General features: G+C 58.3%; 15 protein-coding genes and 1 pseudogene. 11 read left to right on the top strand and 5 right to left on the bottom strand.

Annotated features, from left to right (window positions below; all coding sequences use genetic code 11):
- Window positions 1-14: 14 nt before the first annotated feature.
- Window positions 15-2,483: pseudogene (locus ACOERD_RS12765) on the bottom strand (GcvT family protein).
- Window positions 2,484-2,603: 120 nt separating this feature from the next.
- Complete coding sequence (locus ACOERD_RS12760; RefSeq protein WP_419739270.1) at window positions 2,604-4,124, bottom strand: trimethylamine methyltransferase family protein; 1,521 nt, start codon at window positions 4,122-4,124, stop codon at window positions 2,604-2,606.
- 90 nt (window positions 4,125-4,214) lie between these two features.
- On the opposite strand from ACOERD_RS12760, the gene ACOERD_RS12755 reads away from it, so the two are divergent.
- Complete coding sequence (locus ACOERD_RS12755) at window positions 4,215-4,460, top strand: helix-turn-helix domain-containing protein (RefSeq protein ID WP_419739269.1); 246 nt, start codon at window positions 4,215-4,217, stop codon at window positions 4,458-4,460.
- Between the two features lie 58 nt (window positions 4,461-4,518).
- Window positions 4,519-6,261 (top strand): IS1634 family transposase, encoded by a 1,743-nt coding sequence (locus ACOERD_RS12750; RefSeq protein WP_419737624.1) that lies wholly within the window; start codon window positions 4,519-4,521, stop codon window positions 6,259-6,261.
- Window positions 6,262-6,368: 107 nt separating this feature from the next.
- Here the strand turns inward: ACOERD_RS12750 and ACOERD_RS12745 are convergent, their stop codons facing one another.
- Window positions 6,369-6,533, bottom strand: a complete 165-nt coding sequence (locus ACOERD_RS12745; RefSeq protein ID WP_419739268.1) for a hypothetical protein — start codon at window positions 6,531-6,533, stop codon at window positions 6,369-6,371.
- Here ACOERD_RS12745 and ACOERD_RS12740 point away from each other — a divergent pair.
- From ACOERD_RS12740 to ACOERD_RS12725, 4 genes are all read left to right on the top strand, one after another.
- Window positions 6,526-8,268, top strand: coding sequence for an IS1634 family transposase (locus ACOERD_RS12740; RefSeq protein WP_419737624.1), 1,743 nt, complete (start codon window positions 6,526-6,528; stop codon window positions 8,266-8,268). The two genes, ACOERD_RS12745 and ACOERD_RS12740, sit on opposite strands and share 8 nt — an antisense overlap.
- A gap of 97 nt (window positions 8,269-8,365) precedes the next feature.
- Window positions 8,366-9,013, top strand: a complete 648-nt coding sequence (locus ACOERD_RS12735; RefSeq protein WP_419739267.1) for a LysR substrate-binding domain-containing protein — start codon at window positions 8,366-8,368, stop codon at window positions 9,011-9,013.
- A gap of 214 nt (window positions 9,014-9,227) precedes the next feature.
- Window positions 9,228-10,355: a Hint domain-containing protein gene (locus ACOERD_RS12730; RefSeq protein WP_170556029.1), complete on the top strand. Its 1,128-nt coding sequence runs from the start codon at window positions 9,228-9,230 to the stop codon at window positions 10,353-10,355.
- A gap of 225 nt (window positions 10,356-10,580) precedes the next feature.
- Entirely contained in the window at window positions 10,581-10,865 is a 285-nt protein-coding gene (locus ACOERD_RS12725; RefSeq protein WP_170556028.1) for a hypothetical protein, read from the top strand.
- On the opposite strand, the gene ACOERD_RS12720 is transcribed toward ACOERD_RS12725, so the two are convergent.
- Window positions 10,862-11,011, bottom strand: coding sequence for a hypothetical protein (locus ACOERD_RS12720; RefSeq protein ID WP_419739266.1), 150 nt, complete (start codon window positions 11,009-11,011; stop codon window positions 10,862-10,864). The two genes, ACOERD_RS12725 and ACOERD_RS12720, sit on opposite strands and share 4 nt — an antisense overlap.
- A 220-nt stretch (window positions 11,012-11,231) precedes the next feature.
- Window positions 11,232-12,974, bottom strand: coding sequence for an IS1634 family transposase (locus ACOERD_RS12715; protein ID WP_419739265.1), 1,743 nt, complete (start codon window positions 12,972-12,974; stop codon window positions 11,232-11,234).
- On the opposite strand from ACOERD_RS12715, the gene ACOERD_RS12710 reads away from it, so the two are divergent.
- The 5 genes from ACOERD_RS12710 (at window position 12,967) to ACOERD_RS12690 (ending at window position 15,520) form a co-directional block, all read left to right on the top strand.
- A complete protein-coding gene (locus ACOERD_RS12710; RefSeq protein WP_419739264.1) occupies window positions 12,967-13,182 on the top strand; it encodes a hypothetical protein in 216 nt (71 codons plus the stop codon). The genes ACOERD_RS12715 and ACOERD_RS12710 overlap by 8 nt on opposite strands.
- Complete coding sequence (locus ACOERD_RS12705) at window positions 13,179-13,562, top strand: hypothetical protein (RefSeq protein ID WP_419739263.1); 384 nt, start codon at window positions 13,179-13,181, stop codon at window positions 13,560-13,562. Before ACOERD_RS12710 ends, ACOERD_RS12705 begins: the two co-directional genes overlap by 4 nt.
- 44 nt (window positions 13,563-13,606) lie before the next feature.
- The gene (locus tag ACOERD_RS12700; protein WP_419737631.1) at window positions 13,607-14,788 is read left to right on the top strand and encodes an ISNCY family transposase; all 1,182 of its coding nucleotides are present in this window, start codon (window positions 13,607-13,609) and stop codon (window positions 14,786-14,788) included.
- Window positions 14,789-14,915: 127 nt separating this feature from the next.
- Complete coding sequence (locus ACOERD_RS12695) at window positions 14,916-15,269, top strand: glycosyltransferase (protein ID WP_419739262.1); 354 nt, start codon at window positions 14,916-14,918, stop codon at window positions 15,267-15,269.
- On the top strand, window positions 15,266-15,520 hold the full coding sequence (locus ACOERD_RS12690) for a hypothetical protein (RefSeq protein WP_419739261.1): 255 nt from the start codon (window positions 15,266-15,268) through the stop codon (window positions 15,518-15,520). Before ACOERD_RS12695 ends, ACOERD_RS12690 begins: the two co-directional genes overlap by 4 nt.
- Window position 15,521: the final 1 nt, after the last annotated feature.

Raw genomic sequence — 15,521 nt, 5'->3', positions numbered from 1 at the left:
CCAGCTTTCCTTTCTTACGTCCGCATATTGGCGCCATTGGCGTCATAGGCGGGCGCACCCAGAACTTCGGCGTCGTAGAAATCACCCAGGATTTCCACCTGCAGCTTGGTTCCCGGTGCGGCGCTCTCGGTTGCGACGTAGCCCATCGCCATCGACTTCCCGACGCGGTGGCCGTAGCCGCCGGAAGAGACATAACCGACCGCTTCGCCATCTTTCAGGATCGCCTCGTCATTCGAGACATCGATGCCGTCCACGTCGATGGTCATGGTAACCAGCTTGCGGGCACCGCCATCTTCCTTGAACTTCAGCGTCGCATCCTTGCCGACAAAGTCCTTCTTCCTGTTGATGAAGACATCCATGCCGGATTCGACCGCGTTGAAGTCAGGACGGAAATCGGTGGTCCAGACGCCCCAGCCTTTTTCAAGGCGCAGCGACATCAGCGCGCGTGCACCGTACCAGCTTTAACCCAGATCGGCCCCGGCCTCTTCGATCGCCTCGGCCAGACGCAGCAGGTACATCGGCTTGCAGTAGATCTCAAAGCCCAGCTCGCCCGAGAACGAGATACGGTTCAGGATCACCGGCACGCCGCCCACAAAGGTCTGACGCAGATCGCGGAACTTCAGCGCATCGGCGCTGACGTCGTCGCGGGTGATACGTGCCAGCAGCTCGCGTGATTTGGGGCCAGACAGGGCGATCCCGTGCCAGTCATCCGAGACATTGGCATAGCTAACATCCGCAGGCAGGTCCCTTTCGAACCAGCGGCGGTGCGCATCCTGCATCGCGCCCGATCCGAACAGCATGAAGTGGTCGTCGCCCAGACAAGCCACGGTCAGGTCCCCATAGAGGCGGCCTTTTTTGGTCAGCATCGGGGTCAGCGCCAGACGGCCCGGTTTCGGGATGTAACCCGCCAGAGTGCGGTTCAGGTAGTCTCGCGCACCGGCACCCTTGAACTCATGCTTGGCAAAGTTGGCGATTTCGATACCGCCGACGGCCTCTTGCACGGCTTTGACTTCGCGCGCCACGTAGTCGTGGCTGCGGTTCCGCTCAAAGGTCGGGGTTTCATGCGCGTCTTCGGCGTTGTCGGCAAACCACAGGGCGTTTTCCAGACCAAAGCCCTGCCCCATCACGGCGCCCTTTTCGACCAGACGGTCATAGAGCGCAGTGGTTTTCTGCATCCGGCCTTTGGGCAGCGTTTCGTTCGGGAAGGTCATCACGAAGCGACGCTCGTAGTTTTCCGAGGATTTGATGGTGCCCCAGTCCGGCGTTGCGAACTCGCCAAAGCGGGCCACGTCCATCGCCCAGACGTCGATCGAAGGCTCGCCGTCGATCATCCATTCGGCCATGGTCAGACCAACGCCGCCGCCCTGACAGAAGCCCGCCATGACGCCCACGGCGACCCAGTAATTCTTCATGCCCGGAACCGGGCCGATCATCGGGTTGCCATCGGGGCCGAAGGTGAACGGGCCGTTGATCGTGTCCTTGATGCCGGATTCACCAATGGCCGGGATACGCTCGAACGACATTTCCAGACGGTCGGCGATGCGGTCCAGATCGGGTTGCAGCAGCTCATGGCCGAAATCCCATGGTGTGCCATCGACTTTCCACGGGGTCGATTTGGGTTCGTAGGTGCCCAGAAGCATGCCGTGGCGTTCCTGACGGAAGTAGATGTTGGCCTCATAGTCGATGCCCGCGGGCAGACGACCGGCTTCGCCCATGCTTTCCATGCGATCCTTGATCATCGGGATCGCGTCGGTGATCAGATAGTGGTGCTCCATCGGCTGTACGGGCAGATGGATGCCCGACATATGGCCCACTTCGCGTGCCCAGAGGCCGCCGCAGTTCACAACCTGCTCAGCGTTGATGACACCTTTGGGTGTGGTCAGATCCCAGCTGCCATCGGGGCGCTGGCTCATCGAGGTTACACCGCAATGGGTGAAGTATTGCGCACCGTGGTGACGGGCGGATTTCGCGAAGGCGTAGGTTGCGCCTGAGGGGTCCACGTCGCCGTCTTGTTCGTCCCAGAGCGCGGCGTGATAGTGTTTGGGGTCGATCAGCGGGTGACGCTCGGCCAGTTCCTGCGGGCTGATGAATTCCTGATGCAGGCCCATGTAGCGCGCTTTCGAGCGTTCACGCTTGAGGTAGTCGTACCACTCCTTGGTCGACGCCGCGTAGAAACCGCCGGTGATGTGCATGCCGACCGAATGACCCGAGGTTTCTTCAATCTCTTTATAGAGATCAATGGTATAGCTCTGCAGGCGCGAGATGTTGGGATCCGAACTGATCGTGTGGATCTGACCCGCCGCGTGCCAACTGGAGCCGGATGTCAGTTCGTCACGTTCCAGCAGGACAACGTCTTTCCAGCCAAACTTGGCCAGGTGAAAGAGGATCGAACAGCCGACAACACCGCCGCCGACGACAACGACCTTGGCGTGGGAGGGCAGCTTTTTGCCAGACGTGGTTTCGTCTTTTCGAATCTCAGGCATGGGAGTTTCCTGTGTCGTTTTCTTGTGGTGATGGGGGAAGGAGGTTGTTTGCCCCCTCTTGAGCCTGCGGCTCAATTCACCCCCGAAGATATTTCTGGCCAGATGAAGGGATCGCCTTCGTCAGTACCAGGCGTCCGGAATTTCTTCTTTGCGTTTGGACACATAGGCGGCCAGTTCTTCTTTCTTGGCCTCGTCCATCGCGGGGGGCTGGTATTCGTTCAGCATCTGGTTCCAGCGCTCATAGGCGCGGCGGCGCATGTCCTTGGAACCGCCCTCTTCCCAGCTTTCGACGTTTTCGCTGTCGCTGAGCTTGGGTTCGTAGAATGCGGTTTGGTAGTTGCGCATGGTGTGGGCACAGCCCAGAAAGTGACCGCCTGCGTCGACCTCTTCATAGGCGTCACGGGCGAAGGCGTCGTCGCTGGTGTCCAGTCCCTGGCTGAGGACCTTCTGGTATGAGCCAAGACGGTCCGCATCCATGATCAGCTTTTCAAATCCAGTACAAAGGCCGCCCTCGAGCCAACCGGCCGAGTGCAGAACGAAGTTTGCACCGGCCAACATGGTCGAATGCATCGAATCCGCCGATTCATACGCAGCCTGCGCGTCTTCGATCTTGGAGGCAGTCAGAGAGCCACCGCAACGCAGCGGCAGACCGGCACGGCGGGCCAGTTGGCCGATGGCGTAGTTCGAGATCACTGGTTCGGGCATACCAAAGGTCGGTGCGCCGGATTTCAGCGACATGGACGACAGGAAGTTGCCCAGAACAAAAGGCGCTCCGGGGCGCAGCAGTTGGACGTAAGCACAAACCATCATCGCCTCGGCCATTGCCTGTGCGACACTGGCGGCGGTGCTGACCGGACCCATAGCACCAGATAAGATGAATGGAACCACGATCATGCCTTGGCCGCGCGATGAATAGACCCGCGCTGCTTCGGTGACAACGCGGTCGACCAGCAGCGGAGAATTCGTGTTGACGTTGCCCATGATGACGCAGTTGTCTTCCATGAAATCCGCACCGAAGACGATCTCGGCCATGTCGACACTGTCTTGCGCGCGGCTCATTTCGGTGATGGCACCCAGATGCGGTTTGTCACTGAGGGTCATGTGCGCAAACATCATGTCGAGGTGACGCTTGCTGACCGGCACGTCGCAGGGTTCGCAGGTCACGAAACCGCCATGGTGCAGGTTCGGGTGCAGGTAGGTCAATTTCACCAGCTTTTCGAATGACTTGATATCTCCGTAGCGGCGACCGCCTTCTAGATCACGCACGAAAGGTGCGCCGTAGACAGGCGCGAAAACCTGGTTACCGTCACCGATCACGACCGAACGGTCTGGGTTGCGCGCCACCTGCGTGAAGCTTTTGGGTGCATTGGCACACAGGCTGCGAATCCATTGTGCGTCGGCCCTCACGACATCACCTTCGACCCGCGCCCCTTCGCGGCGCCACAGCTCCAGCGCTTCGGGGTCGTCGCGGAAGGCGATTCCCACGTCCTGGAAAATCCAGTCGACCTGAGCCTCAAGACGGGCCAGATCTTCCTCGTTCAGAGGATCAAAGAACGGCAACTTTCGTTGGATATAAGGGGAGGCCGGGACAGAACCGGCCTCGGAACCGCGGGAACGGGATTGACGTGCGCGCCGAGCCATTAATAGCACTCCATTTTTTGGGTGCATATTAATCACCAAGAAAACGTATGTGACGCTTGAAAAATTGAATGCTTAGCATAAACACAGATTATGCAAGAACTCTGGAAACAGCTTGGCTCCCCCCGCAATCTGGTCGTATTCGAGGCTGCTGCCCGTCTTCAGTCCTTTACCCGCGCCGCGCAGGAGCTGAACGTGCAACAACCCGCCGTCAGCGTTGCCATTCGCAGGCTGGAAGAAGGCTTGGGAACGCCTCTTTTCCTGACTTCCGACCTTTTTGTTGATCTGACTGGGTTTTTGGTTTGTTTTCAGGTGTGGTTGCTCAGAGGCGCGTTGTAGTGCCCCATTATTATAAAAAGTATTGACATGGGCCTTCAGATGGCTAACCTCTTCGCCCATGTTCATCCGCACCAAACATGACGCAAAGCTCAACCGCACACGGATCCAGATCGTTGAATCCGTCCGCACCGGCTCCAAGGTACGCCAGAAGATCCTGCGCCATGTGGGTGTGGCCCATAACGACAGCGAGATTGAGGATATCAAGCGTCTGGCGGGCCGCTTGATGGAGCAATTACGCATTGATCGCTCGCCGCAAATGGAACTGTTCACGCCCACGGAATATGCCGATCTGCAGGCGCTGGTGCGCCGCGCTCCGCGGCCGGACAAGCTTGGCGTTGATCTTGCCGAGTGCCGTGAGGAGGCGCGGGTCTCTCTGGGTCTGCGGGATGTCATGGGGACGATGTATGACCAACTGGGTTGGGGGGCCCTTCTGGGGGCGGCGCGTAAAAGTGCCAATCGCATTGTGAAAGAGCTGGTTATGGCGCGGATCGCACAGCCCGAGAGCAAGCGCGCGACCGTGGAGGCGTTGGAGAACCAGGCAGGCATCACGCTCAATCTGGACGTGGTCTATCGGAGCATGGATTACATCAATACGCCGGTGATAGACGGGATTTGCAAAACCTCTCACGCGGCGGCAGAGAAGTTGCTGGGCGGGCCAGTGACCGTGCTGTTCTACGATTGCACGACCCTGGCCTTTGACACCGAGCGCGAGGACCCGGCCGAGGATGCGGACGGGGTCGAGCAGGATCATCTTCTGGCCAAGGGCTTCAGCAAGGATGGCAAGCATCACCGCGCTCAGGTCATGCTGGCGCTGATCGTCACCTCCGATGGGCTGCCTGTGGGCTATGAACTCTTCCCGGGAAACACCTGGGAAGGTCATACGCTGGAAGCTGCGCTGAAGGCGTTGGAGGGACGCTTCGACGTGGCCAGGGTCACGTTCGTGGCCGATGCCGCCATGCTCAGCAAGGACAACCAGCAGATGTTGCAGAACAAGGGTCTGCCCTACATCCTCGGCTATCGCATGAAGTCCGCCCCGGCCGCCGTGAAGGCGAACATTTTGAGCCCGGAGGGACGCCAGCCTTGGGCTGGACACGGTTCTGAAGAGGCAACCGAGAAGGGCTGGTACAAGGTGATCGACCAGGAGGGAGCGCGGGTCATTGTGACCTGGTCACCCACCCGGGCACGCAATGATGCCCACAAGCGCGACAAGGCAATCGAAAAGCTGCACAAGAAGCTCAAGCGCTCTCGCAAACCCGGCAGCTTCAGCAGCCGGGGATATGGCCGCTTCCTGGCCTTCCCCGACAGCGGGGACGTCACGCTGGATGATGCAAAGATCAAGGCAGCGGCACAATGGGACGGGCTGCATGCCATTGTTGTTCATGGTGCGGACGAACTGGAGGCACAGGACGTCATTGCCCGCTATCACCAGTTGTGGGAGATCGAAGCCTGCTTCCGCACCAACAAGCACGATCTGAAAATCCGGCCCATCTATCACTGGTCGCCGCGTCGGGTCCGGGCCCATATCGCCATCTGCTACATGGCCTTCTGCTGCCTGCAGCACCTGCGCAAGCATCTGGACCTGCTCGGACACCCGATGAGCCCGGCTCGTATCCGCAACGAGTTGAACGCATTGCAGCTCTCGATCCTGCGCCACAAAGGCACCCCTGACCGCTACGGCATGCCAAGCCATGCCACGGTCGATGCCAGACGCATCCTCACCTGCGTCGGCCTGACCTGGAACGAAGCCCCTTTCAAGATACCCCCCGGGCGCACCCGAAAAACTGGCCAGACCAAAGCCTGAGCTCCCTCAACACTCCGAAACAATCGCTGGCGAAAAAAGTCCGTGTAGTGCCTTTTGGCAACCAAGGCATAATAATATCAATGACTTATACGAAAAAATGTCGGAAGTCAGGAAAGCCGACAGCATTCCTGACTTCCGACCTTTTTGTTGATCTGACTGGGTTTTTGGTTTGTTTTCAGGTGTGGTTGCTCAGAGGCGCGTTGTAGTGCCCCATTATTATAAAAAGTATTGACATGGGCCTTCAGATGGCTAACCTCTTCGCCCATGTTCATCCGCACCAAACATGACGCAAAGCTCAACCGCACACGGATCCAGATCGTTGAATCCGTCCGCACCGGCTCCAAGGTACGCCAGAAGATCCTGCGCCATGTGGGTGTGGCCCATAACGACAGCGAGATTGAGGATATCAAGCGTCTGGCGGGCCGCTTGATGGAGCAATTACGCATTGATCGCTCGCCGCAAATGGAACTGTTCACGCCCACGGAATATGCCGATCTGCAGGCGCTGGTGCGCCGCGCTCCGCGGCCGGACAAGCTTGGCGTTGATCTTGCCGAGTGCCGTGAGGAGGCGCGGGTCTCTCTGGGTCTGCGGGATGTCATGGGGACGATGTATGACCAACTGGGTTGGGGGGCCCTTCTGGGGGCGGCGCGTAAAAGTGCCAATCGCATTGTGAAAGAGCTGGTTATGGCGCGGATCGCACAGCCCGAGAGCAAGCGCGCGACCGTGGAGGCGTTGGAGAACCAGGCAGGCATCACGCTCAATCTGGACGTGGTCTATCGGAGCATGGATTACATCAATACGCCGGTGATAGACGGGATTTGCAAAACCTCTCACGCGGCGGCAGAGAAGTTGCTGGGCGGGCCAGTGACCGTGCTGTTCTACGATTGCACGACCCTGGCCTTTGACACCGAGCGCGAGGACCCGGCCGAGGATGCGGACGGGGTCGAGCAGGATCATCTTCTGGCCAAGGGCTTCAGCAAGGATGGCAAGCATCACCGCGCTCAGGTCATGCTGGCGCTGATCGTCACCTCCGATGGGCTGCCTGTGGGCTATGAACTCTTCCCGGGAAACACCTGGGAAGGTCATACGCTGGAAGCTGCGCTGAAGGCGTTGGAGGGACGCTTCGACGTGGCCAGGGTCACGTTCGTGGCCGATGCCGCCATGCTCAGCAAGGACAACCAGCAGATGTTGCAGAACAAGGGTCTGCCCTACATCCTCGGCTATCGCATGAAGTCCGCCCCGGCCGCCGTGAAGGCGAACATTTTGAGCCCGGAGGGACGCCAGCCTTGGGCTGGACACGGTTCTGAAGAGGCAACCGAGAAGGGCTGGTACAAGGTGATCGACCAGGAGGGAGCGCGGGTCATTGTGACCTGGTCACCCACCCGGGCACGCAATGATGCCCACAAGCGCGACAAGGCAATCGAAAAGCTGCACAAGAAGCTCAAGCGCTCTCGCAAACCCGGCAGCTTCAGCAGCCGGGGATATGGCCGCTTCCTGGCCTTCCCCGACAGCGGGGACGTCACGCTGGATGATGCAAAGATCAAGGCAGCGGCACAATGGGACGGGCTGCATGCCATTGTTGTTCATGGTGCGGACGAACTGGAGGCACAGGACGTCATTGCCCGCTATCACCAGTTGTGGGAGATCGAAGCCTGCTTCCGCACCAACAAGCACGATCTGAAAATCCGGCCCATCTATCACTGGTCGCCGCGTCGGGTCCGGGCCCATATCGCCATCTGCTACATGGCCTTCTGCTGCCTGCAGCACCTGCGCAAGCATCTGGACCTGCTCGGACACCCGATGAGCCCGGCTCGTATCCGCAACGAGTTGAACGCATTGCAGCTCTCGATCCTGCGCCACAAAGGCACCCCTGACCGCTACGGCATGCCAAGCCATGCCACGGTCGATGCCAGACGCATCCTCACCTGCGTCGGCCTGACCTGGAACGAAGCCCCTTTCAAGATACCCCCCGGGCGCACCCGAAAAACTGGCCAGACCAAAGCCTGAGCTCCCTCAACACTCCGAAACAATCGCTGGCGAAAAAAGTCCGTGTAGTGCCTTTTGGCAACCAAGGCATAATAATATCAATGACTTATACGAAAAAATGTCGGAAGTCAGGAAACAGGCGGGCTATGTCACCCTCAGCGCATCAACGGCCTTCAACAACTATTGGATCATGCCGCGACTTGCCGATCTGCAAAGCCAGCATCCGAAGATCGACTTACGCCTGCAATCCAGTGACCGGGAACCGGATATCGACGCGGAAAACATCAGCCTTGCGGTGCGTCTGGGGGATGGAAACTGGGCGGATTGCGAAAGCGCCCTGATCGCGCCCGAGGCGATCTATCCCGTCGCCTCGCCCCGCGTCATGGCCGCCGCAGTTGATCTGCGAAGCCTGCCGAATCTCCTGTCCCAACGCCTCATTCATCTGGAAGAACCCATTCGTCAGCGTCCGAGTTGGAGCGATTGGTTCGCCAATTTCTCGATCAGGACGGCAGTTCCGAACACGGGGCTGCGATTGAATGACTATGCGCTTGTCCTGCAGGCGGCCATGGCCGGTGAGGGTTTTGCCTTCGGCTGGAAACACCTGACCGACCGTCTGGTCGATCAGGGTCTTCTGGCCGCCCGATCCGATTGGCAATGGACGACGGGTAAAGGGTTCTATCTGGTTTGGTCCAAGAAAACCCCTCTGTCCGATGATGCGCGAAAGGTAAGAGATTGGATTTTGCGCACTCTGGACGAGGCTGCCTGAGCACGACACGCCATTGAGAGGCGCGCGCTCCCGCCCCAAATATGCGTCAGGACGCTGCCCGCGGATTCCCACGTCAGTCTAGGGCAAAACCAAAACAAATGGACCTGACGTCAGGGGCGAATTTTTCACAAAATGAACGAATTTCTGTCTTGAAGAAGCAAGGGTTTACGCGTCTACGGAAGGAAAACAGGTTACAGGTTGAAACGAGACTTGAATGCCAGATTTCAGCATCGTCGGCGGCGCATCCACCACATTTACGGACACAACCCCCGGCGGGGGGTTTGTCATCGACTTCAGGCTGCTCGACAACAGCTTCAGCGTGCAGATCAACGGTGTTGATCTTTTTGTCGGCGGCCCCGCCGGAGCACCCAATGAGCTACAGTTCCAGATTAGCGGGACCTCCGGTCAAACCGTGCGATTTGCAGATGGTGATCGATACGAGGTGAATACGCCTGCCGTATGGCAGCTTCAAAACTCGGACACTGATCCTGTTGTCCGGCTCGAGGTGAACCCGGACGGGACCATTGCCCTGTTCGGCGTGAAGTCCAACGATGGCGCGCTTGTTCCGCTGGAATTGTTCAACGGCCTAACCGTCAACACCGACGCAATCGCCGCCGCCTGGAACGAGGATGGTGACAACACCATCGAAATCGATCAGGTCGTGACCGGCCCGACCAATGCGAGCGGTGAATTCGAGGATGTACCCTGTTTTGCATCAGGAACACTGATCGAAACATCCGAGGGGTTTATCCGGGTCGAGGACCTGAAGGTCGGTGATCAGGTCCTGACATATGACAATGGACTGCGGCCGGTTTGCTGGATTGGCTCTCGTTACCTGAGCCAATACCAACTTGAGGACAAGCCGCATCTCAAACCCATTGTGATCAGGGCGAATGCGCTGGGTCCTGGCTATCCGCAGCGCGATCTGATCGTGTCGCCACAGCACCGGATTTTGGTTTCGTCCGCCATCGCTGAGCGGATGTTCGACTGTCAGGATGTCCTGCTGCCCGCGAAGAAACTGCTGCCGTTGAGCGGTGTCGATGTTTTGGACGACCTGTCTGGTGGAGTTCGGTATCACCACATCCTGTTCGATCAGCATGAGATCATCTGGTCCAACGGCACGCCTACGGAAAGCCTCTTTCTGGGGCCACTGACCATGCAGGCCATCTCGCCCGAAGCGCGGCAAGAGATCAAAGAGCTGTTCCCAGAATGCGCGACGATTGATTTTCGACCGCTAACGGCAAGGTTGGTGCCAGGAAAGGGCAAGCGAATTTCGAAGCTTGTCGAGCGTCACCTTGGGAACCGCAAACCCCTGTTCGACGGTCAGGCTGCCCATAACTGAGCAGGGACCCCTGCCCCGGCAACCACGCGCTTGGCCCAGGCCGGGGTTGCTGGCAGAAAAGGGTTGCTATCACCCCAATCATCAAGCAAGCCTGCAAACGCCGAGCATTCAATTTCGTTGGATGCAGTCGATAACAGACCCTTTGATCTGGGCAGATATGAGCCAAGTGACAATTTCGCCGAACCCCAGAATAAAAACCGCCCAAGACGAAATCGGCGGGTCCTTGTGAACGGCGGAAATCCGGTGCAGGTCCTCAACATTCCGACCGCCGACGGAAACCCCTATCAGCGTGATCTGATGTATCGCTGCGCGACAGACAGGGTCGAGTTTGTGGGCGGCGGCAAAGGTGCTCTTCTGGGTTTGGATGCGGCCAAACACCCCGTAACCCATCTACATTGGGATGACCGGATCTTTGGCCGTGACGCAGATGCGCAAAACAATACGGACCTTTTGCACAAAGCGGAACTGTCGATTGAAAACTACCGCGCGCACGGTGGTCGGTTGGTCTAACGCCCGCCCGCCAAGGTGATCAGCCTTGACGGTTTTCGCCAGCCCGCCAATCGCCAGTCAAACGGGCCGACGCCATCCACGTTCACGCCCCCCATGCCCGCGATCACATGATCTCGGAATACGGGGCCGACGCGAGCCGTATTCATGTGATTTCCCATCCAAGCTACCTCGGGTCGTATGAGTCGCAAGACATCACGCTGGCGCGCCCCATGCCGGATCGCAGCCCAAACGAGTTTTTGTTCTTCGGAATGTTTCCTGACTTCCGACATTTTTTCGTATAAGTCATTGATATTATTATGCCTTGGTTGCCAAAAGGCACTACACGGACTTTTTTCGCCAGCGATTGTTTCGGAGTGTTGAGGGAGCTCAGGCTTTGGTCTGGCCAGTTTTTCGGGTGCGCCCGGGGGGTATCTTGAAAGGGGCTTCGTTCCAGGTCAGGCCGACGCAGGTGAGGATGCGTCTGGCATCGACCGTGGCATGGCTTGGCATGCCGTAGCGGTCAGGGGTGCCTTTGTGGCGCAGGATCGAGAGCTGCAATGCGTTCAACTCGTTGCGGATACGAGCCGGGCTCATCGGGTGTCCGAGCAGGTCCAGATGCTTGCGCAGGTGCTGCAGGCAGCAGAAGGCCATGTAGCAGATGGCGATATGGGCCCGGACCCGACGCGGCGACCAGTGATAGATGGGCCGGATTTTCAGATCGTGCTTGTTGGTGCGGAAGCAGGCTTCGATCTCCCACAACTGGTGATAGCGGGCAATGACGTCCTGTGCCTCCAGTTCGTCCGCACCATGAACAACAATGGCATGCAGCCCGTCCCATTGTGCCGCTGCCTTGATCTTTGCATCATCCAGCGTGACGTCCCCGCTGTCGGGGAAGGCCAGGAAGCGGCCATATCCCCGGCTGCTGAAGCTGCCGGGTTTGCGAGAGCGCTTGAGCTTCTTGTGCAGCTTTTCGATTGCCTTGTCGCGCTTGTGGGCATCATTGCGTGCCCGGGTGGGTGACCAGGTCACAATGACCCGCGCTCCCTCCTGGTCGATCACCTTGTACCAGCCCTTCTCGGTTGCCTCTTCAGAACCGTGTCCAGCCCAAGGCTGGCGTCCCTCCGGGCTCAAAATGTTCGCCTTCACGGCGGCCGGGGCGGACTTCATGCGATAGCCGAGGATGTAGGGCAGACCCTTGTTCTGCAACATCTGCTGGTTGTCCTTGCTGAGCATGGCGGCATCGGCCACGAACGTGACCCTGGCCACGTCGAAGCGTCCCTCCAACGCCTTCAGCGCAGCTTCCAGCGTATGACCTTCCCAGGTGTTTCCCGGGAAGAGTTCATAGCCCACAGGCAGCCCATCGGAGGTGACGATCAGCGCCAGCATGACCTGAGCGCGGTGATGCTTGCCATCCTTGCTGAAGCCCTTGGCCAGAAGATGATCCTGCTCGACCCCGTCCGCATCCTCGGCCGGGTCCTCGCGCTCGGTGTCAAAGGCCAGGGTCGTGCAATCGTAGAACAGCACGGTCACTGGCCCGCCCAGCAACTTCTCTGCCGCCGCGTGAGAGGTTTTGCAAATCCCGTCTATCACCGGCGTATTGATGTAATCCATGCTCCGATAGACCACGTCCAGATTGAGCGTGATGCCTGCCTGGTTCTCCAACGCCTCCACGGTCGCGCGCTTGCTCTCGGGCTGTGCGATCCGCGCCATAACCAGCTCTTTCACAATGCGATTGGCACTTTTACGCGCCGCCCCCAGAAGGCCCCCCCAACCCAGTTGGTCATACATCGTCCCCATGACATCCCGCAGACCCAGAGAGACCCGCGCCTCCTCACGGCACTCGGCAAGATCAACGCCAAGCTTGTCCGGCCGCGGAGCGCGGCGCACCAGCGCCTGCAGATCGGCATATTCCGTGGGCGTGAACAGTTCCATTTGCGGCGAGCGATCAATGCGTAATTGCTCCATCAAGCGGCCCGCCAGACGCTTGATATCCTCAATCTCGCTGTCGTTATGGGCCACACCCACATGGCGCAGGATCTTCTGGCGTACCTTGGAGCCGGTGCGGACGGATTCAACGATCTGGATCCGTGTGCGGTTGAGCTTTGCGTCATGTTTGGTGCGGATGAACATGGGCGAAGAGGTTAGCCATCTGAAGGCCCATGTCAATACTTTTTATAATAATGGGGCACTACAACGCGCCTCTGAGCAACCACACCTGAAAACAAACCAAAAACCCAGTCAGATCAACAAAAAGGTCGGAAGTCAGGAGCCCGCCAATCGCCAGTCAAACGGGCCGACGCCATCCACGTTCACGCCCCCCATGCCCGCGATCACATGATCTCGGAATACGGGGCCGACGCGAGCCGTATTCATGTGATTTCCCATCCAAGCTACCTCGGGTCGTATGAGTCGCAAGACATCACGCTGGCGCGCCCCATGCCGGATCGCAGCCCAAACGAGTTTTTGTTCTTCGGAATGTTTCGAGGAGAAAAAGGGGCAGAGCGCATCCGGGACGCCGCCGCCAAGCTGACAAAGCGGGACTATGACGATCGTCTGAACATGTATGGCAAGGCTTTCAGCAGCCAAAGACGGTTGCTGAGGCGCCTCGGCTGGAATGAGAACATATCGCTCGGAACCGACCGTATCCCGGATGAGGAGATCCCCCAAGTCTTTTCGAACGCGCATGTCGCTAACACGCGATATGTCCGGTGTATGTAACATGCGATCTGTCCGGTTCTATTCTGTCTCTGAGAGGAGGCGTTATGAACCGAGCAGAAGTGTTACAGGAAGTTCGACTGATGAAGTTTGAAGATGTGTATTCGCGGCGAAGCGCGAACAAGCTGACGCAAGAACAGGCGGCTGAGATACTGGGTGTATCCGTGCGCACCGTCAGGCGTTGGGAGGATCGATTTGAGGCGGATGGTGCAGAAGGTCTGTACGACCGTCGGCTTGGCAAACTGGCCAACAATCGTGTTGCCACGGATAAGGTCATGGAGATGCTTGAACTGTTTGATACCAAGTACTGGGATTACACGCCGAAGCATTTCCACGAGAAGCTGGTGGCCCACCATGGTTTCACACAGAGCTACAACTGGGTGCGGCTTACACTGCAGCGCCACGGCCGGGTTCAGGCAGCACCCCGACGAGGTGCCCATCGGCGCAAGCGGCCCCGCCGTCCGATGGTTGGCATGATGTTGCATCAGGACGGCTCCAGCCATGAATGGGTTCCGGGTCAGTGGTGGGATCTGATCGTCACCATGGACGATGCCACCAACCGGGTTTATTCGGCATTCTTTGTCGAGGAAGAAGGGACGATGAGCAGTTTTCAGGGGCTGACAGAGGTGATCGAGGCGCAAGGTCTGTTTTGCTCGCTCTATGCCGATCGGGGCTCTCATTACTGGCATACGCCCGAAGCGGGCGGCAAAGTGGACAAGGACAATCTGACCCAGGTCGGGCGCGCCTTGCAGCAACTCGGCATTGAGCTGATCCCGGCCTATTCACCGCAGGCCCGTGGACGGTCTGAACGCATGTTTGGCACGTTCCAGAACCGATTGCCGCAGGAACTGCGGTCCCATGGGATCACAACCATTGAAGAGGCCAATCAGTTCCTGAAAGAGGTCTATCTTCCCGAACACAATGCCCTGTTTGCAAAGGAGCCGGAGGATACGACCTCGGCCTTCGTGCCGTTTACAGGCAATGTGCGCGACACCCTGTGTGTGCAGGAAGACCGCGTCGTCGGCAACGACAATACGGTGCGCTACAAGGGCCTGGTCATGCAGATCGCGGCAGACAGGCACCGTCATCATTTCGTCAAGGCGAAGGTCAGGGTCCACGAATACCCCGATGGTCAACTGGTCATCTTCCACGGCCCGAGATGCATTGGCCGCTACCAGCCTGACGGATCACCCATCACACAGGAGGATAGCAAACACAAAGTCGCGTGACCCGCTTCGACGTGGCGCGAACGCGGTGGCCCAAATCTACGGTCGCCTACGGCTCCCTCCGAATTGGGCCACCGCGCAATCAACTGAAGCGGACAATTGGCATGTTACCTACACCGGACAATTCAGAATGTTCTCGACAGTCTTTTCGAACGCGCATTTCTTTCTAGCCCCCTATTCCGAGCTTTTCAGCTCGGGCACTGTTTCACTAGCCTTAAGTTTCGGATTACCGATCATCGGCCCTGCCTTGCGTGAAATGAAAGAAATCACGCCGCCGGAACTGCATGAGACAAAACTCTATGACCGAAGCTTGCCCCGAGGGTTGGTCCGGGCCATGATTCGATCGCTGCAGATTGAAACCTCAGAGTATCAGAGGCTGCGACAGGCCTGTTTGAACCATGCGCAAATGCACTCGCCCGAGGTGATAAGCCACAAGCTGATGAACACCCTTCTTGAACACCAACCAGACTGGCCCATGACATGATCGATACCTCGTCTGATCCTTTGCCAACTGTGCGGGCTGAGGGTAGATCTCGCGCAAAAAGAGCGCTCTTTGTGTTGGCCGAAGCGAATGTAAAACGGCGTTATGTGGGTGGATACAGGTTCTCAGAGCTCGTCTCTTTCATGGGTCAGAACGGGTTTGAAATTCTGGATTTCCCCAAACCCATTCGTCAGGAGTCTGATGACTGCGATGTTCTTTTCGCCCGCTATGACAGCGCGCGTTTTGACTTTTGAT

It is taken from the genome of Ruegeria sp. (assembly GCF_965199275.1).
Taxonomy (GTDB): Bacteria; Pseudomonadota; Alphaproteobacteria; order Rhodobacterales; family Rhodobacteraceae; genus Ruegeria.
The sequence above is the reverse complement of the archived record's forward strand: the minus strand, read 5'-3'. Positions and strand labels throughout refer to the sequence as shown.

Bases quoted from the DNA above. Each gene is read 5' to 3' on its own strand.
- ACOERD_RS12760 (WP_419739270.1), bottom strand. From the start codon at position 4,124: ATGGCTCGGCGCGCACGTCAATCCCGTTCCCGCGGTTCCGAGGCCGGT.
- ACOERD_RS12755 (WP_419739269.1), top strand. From the start codon at position 4,215: ATGCAAGAACTCTGGAAACAGCTTGGCTCCCCCCGCAATCTGGTCGTA.
- ACOERD_RS12750 (WP_419737624.1), top strand. From the start codon at position 4,519: ATGTTCATCCGCACCAAACATGACGCAAAGCTCAACCGCACACGGATC.
- ACOERD_RS12740 (WP_419737624.1), top strand. From the start codon at position 6,526: ATGTTCATCCGCACCAAACATGACGCAAAGCTCAACCGCACACGGATC.
- ACOERD_RS12745 (WP_419739268.1), bottom strand. From the start codon at position 6,533: ATGAACATGGGCGAAGAGGTTAGCCATCTGAAGGCCCATGTCAATACT.
- ACOERD_RS12735 (WP_419739267.1), top strand. From the start codon at position 8,366: ATGTCGGAAGTCAGGAAACAGGCGGGCTATGTCACCCTCAGCGCATCA.
- ACOERD_RS12730 (WP_170556029.1), top strand. From the start codon at position 9,228: ATGCCAGATTTCAGCATCGTCGGCGGCGCATCCACCACATTTACGGAC.
- ACOERD_RS12720 (WP_419739266.1), bottom strand. From the start codon at position 11,011: ATGAATACGGCTCGCGTCGGCCCCGTATTCCGAGATCATGTGATCGCG.
- ACOERD_RS12710 (WP_419739264.1), top strand. From the start codon at position 12,967: ATGAACATGGGCGAAGAGGTTAGCCATCTGAAGGCCCATGTCAATACT.
- ACOERD_RS12715 (WP_419739265.1), bottom strand. From the start codon at position 12,974: ATGTTCATCCGCACCAAACATGACGCAAAGCTCAACCGCACACGGATC.
- ACOERD_RS12705 (WP_419739263.1), top strand. From the start codon at position 13,179: ATGATCTCGGAATACGGGGCCGACGCGAGCCGTATTCATGTGATTTCC.
- ACOERD_RS12700 (WP_419737631.1), top strand. From the start codon at position 13,607: ATGAACCGAGCAGAAGTGTTACAGGAAGTTCGACTGATGAAGTTTGAA.
- ACOERD_RS12695 (WP_419739262.1), top strand. From the start codon at position 14,916: ATGTTCTCGACAGTCTTTTCGAACGCGCATTTCTTTCTAGCCCCCTAT.
- ACOERD_RS12690 (WP_419739261.1), top strand. From the start codon at position 15,266: ATGATCGATACCTCGTCTGATCCTTTGCCAACTGTGCGGGCTGAGGGT.